Below are 13,431 nucleotides of genomic sequence, written 5' to 3' on the forward strand. Positions count from 1 at the left end.
CTAGATTCCCTCAAACAGAGCCGTCGAAAGATACCGCTCGGAGAAGGACGGCACCACCGCCAGAATGGTTTTTCCCGCAGCTTCCGGCCGTTTGCCGATCTGGAGCGCGGCGGCAATCGCGGCGCCCGAGGATATGCCGCCCGGAATGCCCTCGTGCCGCGCCAATGCGCGCGAGGTCTCGATCGCCGTGGTCGAGTTGATCTTGATGATCTCGTCGATCACGGAGCGGTCGAGGATATCAGGGACGAAGCCCGCGCCGATGCCCTGGATCTTGTGCGGCGTGTGCTGTCCCCCTGACAGCACCGGGCTCTCCTCCGGCTCGACCGCCACCACCCGCAACGAGGCCTTGCGCGGCTTGAGCACCTGGCCGACGCCGGTGATCGTGCCGCCGGTGCCGACCCCGGCGACGAAGAAATCGATGTTGCCGCCGGTGTCGTTCCAGACCTCCTCGGCGGTGGTGCGCCGGTGCACCTCGGGATTGGCGAGGTTCTTGAACTGCTGCGGCATCACCGAGTTCGGCGTCGTCTTCACAAGCTCCTCGGCGGCGGCGATCGCGCCCTTCATGCCTTGGGCGGCCGGCGTCAGCACCAGCTCGGCGCCGAGAAAGGCCAGCATCTTGCGCCGTTCGATCGACATGGATTCCGGCATCACCAGCTTGAGCCGGTACCCGCGCGATGCGGCGACGAAGGCGAGTGCGATGCCGGTATTGCCGGAGGTCGGCTCGATCAGCACGGTATCCGGCTTGACGATCCCGGCCTTCTCCATGGCGATGATCATGGCCGCGCCGATGCGGTCCTTCACGCTCGCGGCCGGATTGAAATATTCAAGTTTTGCCAAAATCGTCGCGTTCACCCCGTGCATGCCCGGCAGCCGGCGCAATCGCACGATCGGCGTGTCGCCAAAAGCGTCGACAATCGAATCATAGATCCGGCCGCGGCCGGGTTGGTGCGTTGCACCCGCGGTGGACGATGCGTCCATGATGAACTCCCTGTGACGACAATTGGCGCGCTGATCGCAGCTCTTACGCAGTTAGAGACAGCTTGCGGCGACACGCAAGCAGCAATGCGGCACATGTTAAATACGCTGCATCGCAAAATCACGTGAGCTGTAATTATCAGAAAACCAACGCTTTTGTGTTGCGATCTCGTCAAGTGATTCTGCTTATGTTAGACTTACGTCTCAAAGCAGGGAGGTCACCACGATGTCAGCAGTTGCTGAAGTGTTGTCGACCGTCGCGGCGAACCGCGGTCCGCGTTGCAGCGAGTTGCCCACCTGTCCGGTCTGCGCCGACTCCATGGTCGCCGCCGAAGCATCCGCCTACGTCTCGGACCACATGATCAGCTATCTCTGGACCTGCGACAATTGCGGCTACGGCTTCGTGACCAAGCATGCCGTCAAGCACCGGATCGTGTGCAACTGACCCTCAGTCGACCTGGCGCGGGGCGATGTCGCCCCTCGCCCAATCCTCGCGCGTACGCTGATAGAACTCGTCGAACGTTCCGTGTGCGATCGCGTCCCTGATGCCCTGCATCAGGGCCTGGTAGTAGGCGATATTGATCTCGGACAGCAGCATTGCCCCCAGCGTCTCGCCCGCCTTGACGAGATGATGCAGGTAGGCGCGCGCGTAGCTGCGCGTCGACGGCCATGAGCTTTCCTCGTCGAGCGGACGCGGATCGTCCGCATGGCGCGCGTTGCGCAGATTCACCTGACCGAAGCGGGTGAAGGCAACGCCGTGCCGGCCGTTCCGCGTCGGCATCACGCAATCGAACATGTCGATGCCGCGCTTCACGGCTTCGAGGATGTCGTCGGGCGTGCCGACGCCCATCAGATAGCGCGGCCGCTCTTTCGGCAGCATCGGTGCGGTCTCGTCGATCATCGCCAGCATCACCGCCTGCGGCTCGCCGACGGCGAGGCCGCCGATCGCATAGCCGTGGAAGCCGATCGCGACGAGCCCTTGCGCGCTCGCATGACGAAGCTGCGGCACGTCGCCACCCTGCACGATGCCGAACAGCATGTAACCGTCCGGCGCGCTCTCGAAGGCGCGCTTGCTGCGCTCGGCCCAGCGCAGCGACAATTGCATCGCGCGCTCGATATCGGCGTGCTCGGCGGGCAGCCGCACGCATTCGTCCATCTGCATGGCGATGTCGGAGCCGAGGAAACGTTGCACCTCGATCGAGCGCTCCGGCGACAGCTCGACCTTGGCGCCGTCGATATGCGAACGGAAGGTGACGGCGTGCTCGCTGACCTTGCGTAAGTCAGCCAGCGACATCACCTGGAAGCCGCCGGAATCCGTCAGCATCGGCCCGTTCCAGCCGGTGAACCGCTGCAAGCCGCCGAGCGCCGCGATCCGCTCGGCGCCGGGGCGCAGCATCAGATGATAGGTGTTGCCGAGCACGATGTCGGCGCCGGCATCGCGCACCTCGCGCCAGTGCATGCCCTTCATGGCGCCGGCGGTGCCGACGGGCATGAAGGCCGGCGTCCGCACCACGCCGTGCGGCGTGGTCAGGCGCCCGGTGCGTGCGGCGCCATCGGTGGCGAGCAGTTCGAAATGATTGGGAAGAGCTGCGTCAGGACGATTCATGGCGGTGCTTATTGCGTGTCGGGGAAGGCCGATCAACCCGCGGGACCGCACTTCGGCCGGCCTGTGCCTCAGTCTGGGACACAAATGGCCCCCGATATCGTCTCCGCCACCTTGTTAAACAAAACGATACCGTATAGTTTTAGCGTGGGGGCTGGACGAGATGCCGCGGCGAGTTTGCCGGCGGCGGTAGATGTGTGATCGCCAGCCACCGACGATGCCTTTCCCTTCACATTCGACTGAAATGTCCGCCCCTTCACTGGCCGGGGCAGGCAGACAGGCGCCCGCCTGATCGGGTTCCTGGTCCTCGCCTGCAGCCTGGCGCTCGGCGCCTGCACCTCCCTGCCCCGCACGCCCTATACCGCCGCCGAGGCCAGCACGTCGCGCGTGCTCGATATCGACGGCCTGCGGCGCTACGCCGACGACCCCGTCACGAAGTTCAGCTTCGAGAAGGACAACGGCAACGCGGCGAAGTCCTATCTGGCGCTCTCCGGGGGCGGTGCGGACGGCGCCTATGGTGTCGGCGTGCTCAACGGCTGGACCGCGGCCAGAACCCGTCCCACCTTCTCGGTCGTCTCGGGCGTGAGCACCGGCGGCCTGATCGCGCCCTTTGCTTTTCTCGGCTCGCAATATGACGACACGTTGAAGGAGGTCTACACCAGCGGCATCGCGGAGAGCCTCCTGAACGATCCCAGCATCATACGCGTGCTGTTCGGATCCGGCCTGTTCGGCAATACACGCCTGCGCGAGCTCGTCGCCCGCTATGTCGGGCCGGAGATCATGGCACAAGTCGCGCGCGAAAACGCCAAGGGCCGACGGCTGCTGATCGTGACGACCGATCTGGACACCCAGCGGACCGCGATCTGGAACATGGGCAAGATCGCGGAGGTCGGCACGCCCGAGGCGCTCAAACTGTTTCGCGACGTGATGGCGGCCTCCGCCAGCATTCCCCTGGTGTTTCCACCGATCATGATCGACGCCGAAGGCCAGGGCCGCAGGTTTCAGGAGATGCACGTCGACGGCGGCGTGACCGCCCCGGTGCTGACGCTGCCGGAAGCCTTGCTGTTCCAGGGCAGCCACCTGCCGGGCAGCGCGAGGATGGACATCTACATCCTCGTCAACAAGAAGATCGAACGCAACTTCGAGCTCGTGTCCAACAGCACTGTCGATGTCGCCTCGCGCAGCCTGTCGGCAATCACCCAGTCGCAGACCCGCTCGATCATCTTCTCGACCTATGACTTCGCCAGGCGCAACCACCTCGGCTTCCATCTCTCCTACATCGCGCGCGACTACCCCGCTCCGCCCTCGGAAGGATTCGACACCGCCTATATGCGGGCGCTGTATCAGTACGGATATGAGAAGGCGGCCGCGGGCCAGGCCTGGACTTCGGCGCTGCCATGAGACCCCGGTGGCGGAACGAGGTCGTATCGAGACCGTTGACGATACGGCCAATTCGGCCAGAATCGCGATGACGCCCCGGCCGCTGCGCGTTATAGAGCAATGACTGATGTCACGACCGCGCAGGAATCATCGGGCATGGGATTGACTGCGACCAAGACAAGACCGGCAGCAGCACGGCGCGAGGTGCCGAAATCGCGCGGCGGCCGGCCGACCAAGACCGCCGCGATCGAGCGCGACCAGCGGCTGATCGAGGTCGCCACACGCCTGTTCCTGGATCGCGGCTTCGACGCCACCTCGCTCGATGCGGTTGCGGAAGCGGCGCGGGTGAGCAAGCCCACCGTCTATTCCCGTTACGGCGACAAGCGCGGCCTGTTTGCCGCCGTGCTGAGGCGCGAGATCGCGCGCTGGCTTGCGCCGCTGTCGGCGGCCGCCGAGACGCAGCTCAGCAGCGCCTCGGACATCCCCGTCGAGCAGCGGCTGGTCGAGATCGGGCGCGAGATGCTGAGCTTCACCTGCGGGCCCGATGCCGTCGCCTTCAGCCGCATGATGACGTCACAGGCCATCAACTTCCCCGATGTCGCCAAGCTCGGCATGGAGGAAGGCTGGCTCAAGGCCGTTGCCACGACGGCGCGCTTCTTCGACCACCTGGCGGCGCAAGGCGCGCTCGACGTCGACGACACCACCATCGCCGCGGAAGTGTTTCTCGACGTCGTCGTCGGTCACACCCACCGCATGGCGACGTTCGGAACGGCCCTGGAGTTGAAGTCCGCTGAAAAGCGGATGCGCACGGCGATCAAGCTGTTCCTGGCCGGTGCGCTGGGCCCCGCCGACCGCGTCCAGGAAACGTCAAGAGACGCCGTCAAAGGCCCGCAACGGCGTCGTCCGACCCGCTGACATTTGCGTGAACTTTACGATCTGCGCCCAGGATGGGACGTGGATCCGATTGACCAGAATAAAACGATACGGTATGGTTTTGTTATGCGGTTCGGACCCGTTTTTAACCAGCCCCAAAAGGGGTTCGTTCCGCTCTTACGATCGCAGCAGTGGGTACAGCCCGTTGCAACGTTCGGCGGCCGACCGTTGCCCATGGTCGGCCGCGCACTTCTGTTCAAGACGATCCAAGCCAACGGCCGATAAAACACGGCTCTCAGCATGGAGATTATCAAAGTGCCCGCTCTTAAAGGCTGGAAGCAGACATTCGCGATCGCCCTCTCCGGGTTGCTCATTGCAGCGCCGGCGCGGGCAGTCGTCTCGGCGGGCGGAACACCCACCGCCCTTCACAGCGAGACAGATGGCGACGCCGAGGCCGACCGCCAAGCGGTCAGCCGCGAGATCGAGCGCTTCCGCGGCTCGTCGATCTCGATCAGCCAGGCCATGGCCATCGCAGAGTCCCGCCATGCCGGCGCCATGACGGCGGACGTGAGTTTTGACGGCGCCTCCGGCGTGCCGGTCTACCGGGTGAAGACCCTGCACAACGACCGGATCTGGCGCCACACCATCAATGCCGCGACCGGCGAGCTCGTCGGCGGCGAAGCCGCCCTCCCCCTCGCCCAACTCGACCACGAAGACCGCGACAATCTCGCAGCGCTTGGCACGATCAGGCACGGCCTTGCCGACGCCGTACGCGTCGCCGAGCGCGCGGCCTCGGGCAAGGCGATCAGCGGCGGCCTCGTGCGCGAACGCGGCCGGCTCAATTTCGCGATCGTCGTGATCAGCGGCGACGACCTCAAGGAGGTCATCCTCGAGCCGCCGGGCGCCCGGACGAAATAGACACGGCTCCCGGCCGACGGCCACGATCCCGCCGAAAAGCCATTGACGGGCGCAAGACTCTCCCGCATAAGTCGCCGCCATGTTCACGACCACCAAACGCACGACCAAAACCACCACGGCCTTCGGGGCCCGGGGAGGCGTGCGCGCGTAGTCGTCGACTGAAACGCATCAGCTCTACCGAAGCCCCGCCCTCTGGTCCGGGGCTTTTTTGTTGTCTGGATTTCAACGCAATGGAGGACAAAGTGAGTAACGATCCCGTCGTCGCGATTGTCGGCGTCACCGGTGCGGTGGGCGCCGAATTCATCGCCACCATGGACAAGCGTGGTTTCCGCGTCGGCAAGCTCAAGGCACTGGCAAGTGCCCGCTCGGCCGGGAAGACGGTGTCATTCCGCGGCCAAAACGTCGTCATCGAGGAATTGACCGAACGCGCCTTCGAGGGCGTCGATATCGCCCTGTTCTCCGCCGGCGGCAGCATCTCGAAGAAGTTCGCGCCAGTTGCGGTCAAGGCCGGCGCGGTCGTGGTCGACAACTCCTCCGCCTTCCGGATGGATCCGAACGTGCCGCTGGTGATCCCCGAGATCAACGCCAACCGCATCCGCGACCACAAGGGCATCATCGCCAACCCGAACTGCGCCGCGATCACCGCGCTGGTCCCGCTCTGGCCGATCCATCAGAAGAACCGCATCAAGCGCGTCATCATCTCGACCTACCAGGCGGCCTCCGGCGCCGGCGCGGCCGCGATGGAGGAGCTCGTCGAGTCCACCCGCGCCAATCTCAACGGGCAGGTCTATACGCCCAAGGTGATGCCGCACCCCTACGCCTTCAATCTCTTCAACCACAACACCGCGGTCGACCCCGAGACCGGCTACAACGACGAAGAGACCAAGGTCATCAAGGAGACCCGCAAGATCTTCGAGGACGAGAAGATTGCCATCGGCGTCACCTGCGTACGCGTGCCGGTGCTGCGCGCCCATTGCGAGGCCATCACGTTCGAATGCGAAAAGCCGATCACCGAGGACCAGGTCCGCGCCATCATGGCCCAGGCGCCCGGCGTGAAGGTGATCGACGACCGCGCCAAGAACTACTTCCCGATGCCGATCGACGCCTCGGGCCAGGATGACGTCCTGGTCGGCCGCATCCGCAAGGACCTCAGCGATCCCAGTGGGCATTCGATCTCGATGTTCGTGGCGGCGGATCAGCTGCTCAAGGGTGCCGCGCTGAACGCGGTGCAGATTGCGGAGCTCCTCCCGCAGCGGGTGATGGCGTAAGCCGACCGGTCGTAGGGTGGGCAAAGCGAAGCGTGCCCACCAATCGACCCGAAGTATGCGGACAGATGGTGGGCACGGCGCTACGCGCCTTTGCCCACCCTACGGCTCTGCCCGAAACAGCAGGCACGCATCGCCGTACGAATAGAACCGATAGCCTTCCGCGACCGCGTGCGCATAGGCCTGCTTCATCGTCTCCAGCCCTGAAAATGCCGACACCAGCATGAACAGCGTTGACTTCGGCAAGTGGAAGTTGGTCAGCAGAATATCGACGGCGCGGAAGCGATAGCCGGGGGTGATGAAGATCGACGTCTCGGCCGCAAACGGCTGGATGGTGCCGTCCTCGCTTGCTGCGCTTTCAAGCAGCCGCAGCGACGTGGTGCCGACCGCGATGATGCGCCCGCCGTTCTTCCGCGCAACGTTCAGCCGCTCCGCCGTCTCGGCCGGGACCGTGCCCCACTCGGCGTGCATCTTGTGGCCTGCGGTGTCCTCCACCTTCACCGGCAGGAACGTCCCTGCCCCGACATGCAGCGTCACGCGGTTGAGGCCGACGCCGCGCTCGCGCAGCGCCTGCTCCAGCGCGGGCGTGAAATGCAGCCCTGCTGTGGGCGCGGCAACAGCGCCTTCGTTGGCCGCGAACATCGTCTGGTAGTCGGCGAGGTCCTGATCGTCGGGCGTGCGCTTGGAGGCGATATAGGGCGGCAGTGGCGGGCTGCCGAGATCGGCGATCGCCTGGTCCAGGGCCGGGCCGTGGAACGAGAACGACAGCGTCACCTCGCCCTCGCTGCCCTTGGCCTCGACCTCGGCGTCGAGATGGCCGAGCAGGCAGACCTTGCCCTCGTTGCCGAAGCGGATGCGGTCGCCAGCAATGAGCTTCTTGGCGGGCTTCACCAGCGCCTGCCAGCGCGAGCCGTCGAGCCGCTTGATCAGCGTCGCCTCGATCTTCGGCTCGGTCTCGCGGCCGATGCGGCGGCCCTTGAGCTGCGCTGCGATGACCTTGGTGTCGTTGACGACGAGCTGGTCGCCGCGCTTCAGCCATTGCGGCAGCTCGGAAATGATCTGGTCGCGCAGCGCGCCGCGCTCCACGACCAGCATCTTCGCGGAGTCGCGCGGGCTCGCCGGGCGCAACGCGATGCGCTCGGCGGGCAGGTCGAAATCGAAGAGGTCGGTGCGCATGGGAATAACGGTGGGCAGTCTTCTTCAGTTTGGTTATCAATCATACGGCAGGATCGGCCTGCATCAGCCGGGAAAGTCCGCGCGGACGAACGCCGACGATGCCGACTGACGTTCGAAGGCCGAGTAAGCAGGCGCATCCAGAAACGGTATGATGTCAGGATCGTAGTTGGCGATCGTGTTCACATCGTAGATCTCGAAATTATTCGGATCGTCGGTGAAGTCCTGGCTCTCCTCGCCTGAAAAGAAGCGCCAACCGCTGTCGGACGCATTGTCGGCGGGCTCGCGGTACATGAAGCCGACGCGCTTACCGGCGACAGTAATGCGATCGGAGGCCACACACGCCCCCTTTCCCGGAACTAGAGGTCTTATGTCCTGAGTAGCGATCGCAAAGTGCTTTGACATCAAGCAGGACCTCCGCAAACCAGCTACTGTCGAATATTCTGGTTGACGCCAAGTCTGCACTCGCCGTCAACCCTAAGCTCGCTCGTTCCCGCCTTTGTGGCCGAGATCGAGATTCTGGTTCACGTTGATATGGCGCAGACCGATCAGGTGTCCGCCGCCATCCGCGCCTTGACGATCTTGTCCGGATTCTGCACCGGCTCGCCGCGCTTGATCTTGTCGACGTTCTCCATGCCCTCGGTGACCTTGCCCCACACCGTGTACTGGTTGTCGAGGAAACGGGCGTCGTCGAAGCAGATGAAGAACTGGCTGTCGCCGGAATCCGGGCTCGCAGCGCGCGCCATCGAGGTGGTGCCGCGCACATGCGGCTCCTTGTTGAACTCGGCCTTCAGCTTCTTGCCGGAGCCGCCGGTGCCGGTGCCGTGCGGGCAGCCGGTCTGCGCCATGAAGCCCTCGATCACGCGGTGGAACACGATGCCGTCGTAGAAGCCTTCGCGGACCAGCTCCTTGATGCGCGCGACATGGCCGGGCGCGAGGTCGGGCCGCATCTCGATGGTGACGGGGCCCTGCGTGGTCTCGAGGATCAATGTGTTTTCGGTGACACTCATGCTGGTCTCTCTTGCGTTGGAGGTGAAGTCTTCCGGTTGCGGAACTGGATCGCGAATGGACGCCCTGCGGCGGCGCCGGCCATTGCATCGGTAAATGGCATCGGCGTGCAGCGTTGCAACGCCTCCATCACCGCGATCCGGTATTGCAGCCGGTCATTGTCGGAGGCCTCCGCGGATTCATAGGTAATCCTCGGATGGCCCAGAATGTTTCCGGACCGGTTAAAGCTCACGACGACGGTGATGTCGATAGAGCGAGCCTTGGCGGGCGGCGGCGGCTTCCAGCAGGTGCGCAGATGCCGGAAGATGTCCTGGATGGTGTTGACCTGCGCGTCCTCGGCGGCCGCGCCGGAGATGCCGAGAAACAGCACCGCGGCAGCCAGCAGAAGCCTGTTGCCGCAGCGCGCCATCGCCCCGTCCTCTTATTTGATGTCGGAGGCGACCTGCACCTTCACCATCTTGTCGGGATCGGTGACGGTGCCGCTGCTTGATCCGGGCGGCGCCTTCTTCAGCTTGTCGACGACGTCCATGCCCTGCACGACCTCGCCGACCACGGTGTACTGGTTATCGAGGCTGCCGCCGTCGGCGAACATGATGAAGAACTGCGAGTTGGCGGTGTCGACGCTGTCGCCGCGCCGGGCCATGCCGACGATGCCGCGAGCGAAGTGCACCTTGGAGAATTCCTGCTTCAGGTTCGGGTATTTCGAGCCGCCGGTGCCGTTGAAATTCTGGCCGTCGCCGGTCTGCGCCATGAAGCCATCCATCACGCGATGGAACGGCACGTTGTTGTAATAGCCCTCGCGCGCGAGCTGCTTGAGGCGCTCGGCATGCTGGGGCGCAAGGTCGGCCCTGAGCTTGATGACGATGCGGCCCTTGGTGGTGTCGATGACGAGCGCGTTGGCCTTGTCGAGGTTCGCCGGTAGTTGCTGCGCCACCGCCGGGACCGCGCTGAAGAGCGCGGCAAAGATCGTGGCAAGAATTGCGAGACGACGGATCATGAAAACTCCGGATCAGGTGAGATGAAGAGGTGCGCCGTTATCCGGCGAATTTGGCCTTGAGCAGACTTGCGACCAGCGGCGGCACGAAGGTCGAAATATCTCCGCCCATGGCGGCGATCTGGCGCACCAGTGTGCCGGTAATTGGGCGGACCGCCGGAGAAGCCGGCAGAAAGACGGTTTGCACGTCGGGCGCCATAGCGCCGTTCATCCCGGCGAGCTGCATCTCGTAGTCGAGGTCGGTGCCATCGCGCAGCCCCCGAATCATGACAGTCGCGCCGTGCCTGCGCGCCGCGGTGACCGCGAGATCGTCATAGGTCACGGCCTCGAGCGTGCAGCCGACTTGGGCCGCGACCGGCCCGCAGACGTCATGGAGCATCTTGAGCCGCTCCTCGGTTGAGAACAACGGCTTCTTGCCGGGATGGACGCCGATCGCGACCACCAGCCGATCGCACAGGGAGACACTGTTCCGGACCACGTCCAGATGGCCGTTGGTGATGGGGTCGAAGGAACCTGGGTAGAAGGCAATGCGCGGCATGGTCCCGTCCTACCGCGCCCGGCCCGGCCCGGCAAGCCGGGCTGGTTCCATGTCCGTTTCCCTGCCGTTCCCTGCCGTTTCCCGAAAAATGTCCCGCCTGCCGCGTCGGCGACGGCCGCTTTGTTTCGTCCTCGGGGCGGCCACGAAACAAAACGGAGCGCGAACGAAACCATTTCCCGCGTCCGCGAAGACGTCCGGAAACTGGCCATGGTTACTAATCCGGCCAACAAATGACGGGCCGCATACTGGGCGTAGCGGCCGCATCACAGGGGACTGTCAATGATCAAGGCTCTTTCAGCGATCGCCATCTCTGCGTGTGTTGCCGCAGCCCTCACCCTCCTGCCCGGCTTTGCCCCGACCGTCGAGGCCAGCGTGCCGCAGCCGCTCGCCAAGGCCGATCGGCTCGATATCCGCTCCATCGGCCGCGATTGCTCGCAGCAGTCCTGGCCGAATTTCGAAGCGTCCTGCCTCCGCCGTGCCGGCACCAAGGCTGACGTTCGCGTGGTTCGCCTCGTGACGGCCGACCGCACCCCGTAACCGGGTCTGTCAGTTTCGCGTCAGGTAAGCCTCCAAGATCGAGCTCAAGATCGAGCCCAAGATCGGCGACAAGATAAACCCCATGGATATTTGCGACGTCTCGTCGCAGACTGCGTGACGCTCGCGCCCGTCGGAATGGCCCGCCGGGCGCGATCCCATCAGGGGGTCGCCATTGTCCAGTACGCCCGCAGTCGCTTCCGGCCATCATCCTGATCCACTGCCGCTTGCCATGACCATGGGCGCCCTCGGGGTGGTCTATGGCGATATCGGCACCAGCCCTCTCTATGCCCTGAAGGAAGCCGCCAAGGCGGCCGCCCGTGGGGCTACCCTCGCTCCCGATGCTGTCCTGGGGATTGCATCGCTCATCCTCTGGGCGCTGCTGCTGATCATCTCGCTGAAATATGCGCTTTTGATCCTGCGCGCGGACAACCGCGGCGAAGGCGGCATCGTCGCCCTGCTGGCCCTGCTCCACGCCCGCAACGCCCAACCCGGCACCTGGCGCGCGCATCTTCTGGTGGTCGGCCTCGTCGGCGCCGCCCTGCTCTACGGCGACGGTGCGATCACGCCGGCGATCTCCGTGCTATCAGCCATCGAAGGCCTCAAGGTCGATGCGCCCTCGCTTGCACCTGCCGTCGTGCCCGTCACCGTCGTCATCCTGATCGGCCTATTCATGATGCAGAAGCAGGGCACCGGCTTCATCGGCCGCATTTTCGGACCGGTGATGCTGGCCTGGTTCTTCGTGCTCGCGGCGCTCGGCATCCACGGCATCGTCAAGGCGCCGGCGGTGCTGGCGGCGCTGAGCCCGCTCTATGCCTTCGACTTCCTGATCCACCAGGATTTCCATGTCTCCTTCGGCATCCTGGGCGCCGCCTTCCTCGCCGTGACCGGCGGCGAGGCCATGTACGCGGACATGGGACATTTCGGCCGTTTCCCGATCCGGCTGGCCTGGTTCGCCATCTGCCTGCCCGCGCTGGTGCTGAACTACTTCGGCCAGGCCGCGCTCCTGATCACCGATCCCTCCATGATCGAGAACCCGTTCTTCCAGCTCTGCCCAGACGCGTTGCATTACCCGCTGGTCGCCTTCTCCGCGGTCGCGACCGTGATCGCGTCGCAGGCCATCATCTCCGGCGTGTTCTCGCTAACGCAGCAGTCGATCCAGCTCGGCTTCCTGCCGCGGATGCAGATCCGCCACACCACCAGCCACGCGATCGGCCAGATCTACGTGCCGCTGGTGAACTGGCTGCTCGCCGCCGGAACGCTCGGCGCCGTGCTCTCCTTCGGCACCTCCGATGCGCTGGCCGGCGCCTATGGCATCGCGGTGTCGCTGTTGATGGCGATCACCACGCTGCTCGCAGCCCTGGTCGCGATCCAGTGGGGCTATTCGCCGTGGCTCGTGGTTGCCGTGAACGGCTTCTTCTTCGTGATCGACGTGATCTTCTTCTCGGCCAATTCGATCAAGCTGTTCGAGGGTGGCTGGTTTCCGCTGCTGCTCGCGGCCCTCGTCGCGTTCCTGATGCTGACCTGGCGCGCCGGCGTGAAGCTGGTCGAGGCCGCGCGCGGAAAACTGCGCCAGCCCGAGGAGGATTTGATCGAGACCGCGGTCAACAAGTGCAGCGCCAGGCTGCCCGGCACGGCGGTGTTCCTGGCATCCGCAGCGAGGGGCGTGCCGCTGGCGCTGACCCAGTTCGTCAATCACAACCACGTGCTGCATGAACGTATCGTCCTCGTCACCGTCCTGATCGAGGAATCGCCGCATATCACCGACGAGGACCGCACCGAGGTGATCGAGATCATCCCGGGCATCACCCGGGTGGCCCTGCATTACGGCTTCATGCAGAACCCGACGATCTATGACGGGCTGACGCTCGCCTGCCGCCAGGGCAAGCTGCCCGGCATCGACCTCTCCGACATCACCTATTACGTCGGCCGCGAGACCATCATCCCGCGCGAGGACGTCCCGGGCATGTGGGTCTGGCGCGAAACCGTGTTCGCCTTCCTGCAACGCAACGCCGAACGCTCGGCCGCGTTCTTCGGCGTGCCGACCAAGCAGGTGGTGGAGTTCGGCACGGAGCTGGAGATCTAGGGAAGTTCGTAGCCCGGATGGAGCGCAAGCGTAATCCGGGATTCTTGCCAGGCGCACAGAGGTCCCGGATTTCACTGCGCTCCA

Annotated in this window: 15 protein-coding genes; 7 read left to right on the forward strand and 8 right to left on the reverse strand. The window is 64.7% G+C overall.

Translation table 11 applies throughout. The annotated features are described in order from the left end of the window. Nucleotides 1-978 carry a cysteine synthase A gene (gene cysK / locus XI08_RS35925; RefSeq protein WP_271578037.1) on the reverse strand — a complete coding sequence of 326 codons (978 nt, stop codon included), beginning with the start codon at nt 976-978 and terminating at the stop codon, nt 1-3. Nucleotides 979-1,201: 223 nt separating this feature from the next. Here cysK and XI08_RS35930 point away from each other — a divergent pair, with 223 nt between their 5' ends. After that, nucleotides 1,202-1,420, forward strand: a complete 219-nt coding sequence (locus XI08_RS35930) for a hypothetical protein (protein ID WP_271578038.1) — start codon at nt 1,202-1,204, stop codon at nt 1,418-1,420. A gap of 3 nt (nt 1,421-1,423) precedes the next feature. Here XI08_RS35930 and tgt read toward each other — a convergent pair whose 3' ends face one another. Beyond that, nucleotides 1,424-2,581 (reverse strand): tRNA guanosine(34) transglycosylase Tgt, encoded by a 1,158-nt coding sequence (gene tgt, locus XI08_RS35935; RefSeq protein ID WP_271578039.1) that lies wholly within the window; start codon nt 2,579-2,581, stop codon nt 1,424-1,426. Nucleotides 2,582-2,866: 285 nt separating this feature from the next. On the opposite strand from tgt, the gene XI08_RS35940 reads away from it, so the two are divergent. The 4 genes from XI08_RS35940 to XI08_RS35955 all read left to right on the forward strand — a co-directional run bounded on the left by XI08_RS35940 (nt 2,867) and on the right by XI08_RS35955 (nt 7,017). Next, nucleotides 2,867-3,979 carry a patatin-like phospholipase family protein gene (locus tag XI08_RS35940; protein WP_442869896.1) on the forward strand — a complete coding sequence of 371 codons (1,113 nt, stop codon included), beginning with the start codon at nt 2,867-2,869 and terminating at the stop codon, nt 3,977-3,979. A gap of 135 nt (nt 3,980-4,114) precedes the next feature. Next, nucleotides 4,115-4,873: a TetR/AcrR family transcriptional regulator gene (locus tag XI08_RS35945; protein WP_271578040.1), complete on the forward strand. Its 759-nt coding sequence runs from the start codon at nt 4,115-4,117 to the stop codon at nt 4,871-4,873. 273 nt (nt 4,874-5,146) lie between these two features. Further along, nucleotides 5,147-5,749, forward strand: a complete 603-nt coding sequence (locus XI08_RS35950) for a PepSY domain-containing protein (protein ID WP_271578041.1) — start codon at nt 5,147-5,149, stop codon at nt 5,747-5,749. 230 nt (nt 5,750-5,979) lie between these two features. Further along, nucleotides 5,980-7,017, forward strand: a complete 1,038-nt coding sequence (locus XI08_RS35955) for an aspartate-semialdehyde dehydrogenase (protein WP_271578042.1) — start codon at nt 5,980-5,982, stop codon at nt 7,015-7,017. 99 nt (nt 7,018-7,116) lie between these two features. Here the strand turns inward: XI08_RS35955 and queA are convergent, their stop codons facing one another. From queA to coaD, 6 genes are all read right to left on the reverse strand, one after another. Then, a complete protein-coding gene (gene queA, locus XI08_RS35960) occupies nt 7,117-8,190 on the reverse strand; it encodes a tRNA preQ1(34) S-adenosylmethionine ribosyltransferase-isomerase QueA (protein ID WP_271578043.1) in 1,074 nt (357 codons plus the stop codon). Nucleotides 8,191-8,253: 63 nt separating this feature from the next. Continuing rightward, on the reverse strand, nt 8,254-8,526 hold the full coding sequence (locus XI08_RS35965; protein ID WP_271578044.1) for a DUF2185 domain-containing protein: 273 nt from the start codon (nt 8,524-8,526) through the stop codon (nt 8,254-8,256). Nucleotides 8,527-8,735: 209 nt separating this feature from the next. Then, entirely contained in the window at nt 8,736-9,197 is a 462-nt protein-coding gene (locus XI08_RS35970) for a peptidylprolyl isomerase (RefSeq protein WP_027546645.1), read from the reverse strand. Next, nucleotides 9,194-9,604 carry a hypothetical protein gene (locus XI08_RS35975; protein WP_271578045.1) on the reverse strand — a complete coding sequence of 137 codons (411 nt, stop codon included), beginning with the start codon at nt 9,602-9,604 and terminating at the stop codon, nt 9,194-9,196. Before XI08_RS35975 ends, XI08_RS35970 begins: the two co-directional genes overlap by 4 nt. Before the next feature lie 12 nt (nt 9,605-9,616). Beyond that, nucleotides 9,617-10,192 (reverse strand): peptidylprolyl isomerase, encoded by a 576-nt coding sequence (locus XI08_RS35980; protein ID WP_271578046.1) that lies wholly within the window; start codon nt 10,190-10,192, stop codon nt 9,617-9,619. A gap of 37 nt (nt 10,193-10,229) precedes the next feature. Next, nucleotides 10,230-10,727, reverse strand: coding sequence for a pantetheine-phosphate adenylyltransferase (coaD, locus tag XI08_RS35985; protein ID WP_027546642.1), 498 nt, complete (start codon nt 10,725-10,727; stop codon nt 10,230-10,232). Between the two features lie 279 nt (nt 10,728-11,006). On the opposite strand from coaD, the gene XI08_RS35990 reads away from it, so the two are divergent. After that, nucleotides 11,007-11,264, forward strand: a complete 258-nt coding sequence (locus XI08_RS35990; protein WP_027546641.1) for a hypothetical protein — start codon at nt 11,007-11,009, stop codon at nt 11,262-11,264. 229 nt (nt 11,265-11,493) lie between these two features. Then, nucleotides 11,494-13,347 carry a potassium transporter Kup gene (locus tag XI08_RS35995; protein WP_271578172.1) on the forward strand — a complete coding sequence of 618 codons (1,854 nt, stop codon included), beginning with the start codon at nt 11,494-11,496 and terminating at the stop codon, nt 13,345-13,347. The last annotated feature ends 84 nt before the right edge of the window (nt 13,348-13,431 follow it).

Origin of the sequence: Bradyrhizobium sp. CCBAU 11361 (assembly GCF_028128935.1) — a bacterium.
GTDB lineage: Bacteria > Pseudomonadota > Alphaproteobacteria > Rhizobiales > Xanthobacteraceae > Bradyrhizobium > Bradyrhizobium niftali.

Bases quoted from the DNA above. Each gene is read 5' to 3' on its own strand.
- cysK (WP_271578037.1), bottom strand. From the start codon at position 978: ATGGACGCATCGTCCACCGCGGGTGCAACGCACCAACCCGGCCGCGGC.
- XI08_RS35930 (WP_271578038.1), top strand. From the start codon at position 1,202: ATGTCAGCAGTTGCTGAAGTGTTGTCGACCGTCGCGGCGAACCGCGGT.
- tgt (WP_271578039.1), bottom strand. From the start codon at position 2,581: ATGAATCGTCCTGACGCAGCTCTTCCCAATCATTTCGAACTGCTCGCC.
- XI08_RS35945 (WP_271578040.1), top strand. From the start codon at position 4,115: ATGGGATTGACTGCGACCAAGACAAGACCGGCAGCAGCACGGCGCGAG.
- XI08_RS35955 (WP_271578042.1), top strand. From the start codon at position 5,980: ATGGAGGACAAAGTGAGTAACGATCCCGTCGTCGCGATTGTCGGCGTC.
- queA (WP_271578043.1), bottom strand. From the start codon at position 8,190: ATGCGCACCGACCTCTTCGATTTCGACCTGCCCGCCGAGCGCATCGCG.
- XI08_RS35970 (WP_027546645.1), bottom strand. From the start codon at position 9,197: ATGAGTGTCACCGAAAACACATTGATCCTCGAGACCACGCAGGGCCCC.
- XI08_RS35975 (WP_271578045.1), bottom strand. From the start codon at position 9,604: ATGGCGCGCTGCGGCAACAGGCTTCTGCTGGCTGCCGCGGTGCTGTTT.
- XI08_RS35980 (WP_271578046.1), bottom strand. From the start codon at position 10,192: ATGATCCGTCGTCTCGCAATTCTTGCCACGATCTTTGCCGCGCTCTTC.
- coaD (WP_027546642.1), bottom strand. From the start codon at position 10,727: ATGCCGCGCATTGCCTTCTACCCAGGTTCCTTCGACCCCATCACCAAC.
- XI08_RS35990 (WP_027546641.1), top strand. From the start codon at position 11,007: ATGATCAAGGCTCTTTCAGCGATCGCCATCTCTGCGTGTGTTGCCGCA.
- XI08_RS35995 (WP_271578172.1), top strand. From the start codon at position 11,494: ATGACCATGGGCGCCCTCGGGGTGGTCTATGGCGATATCGGCACCAGC.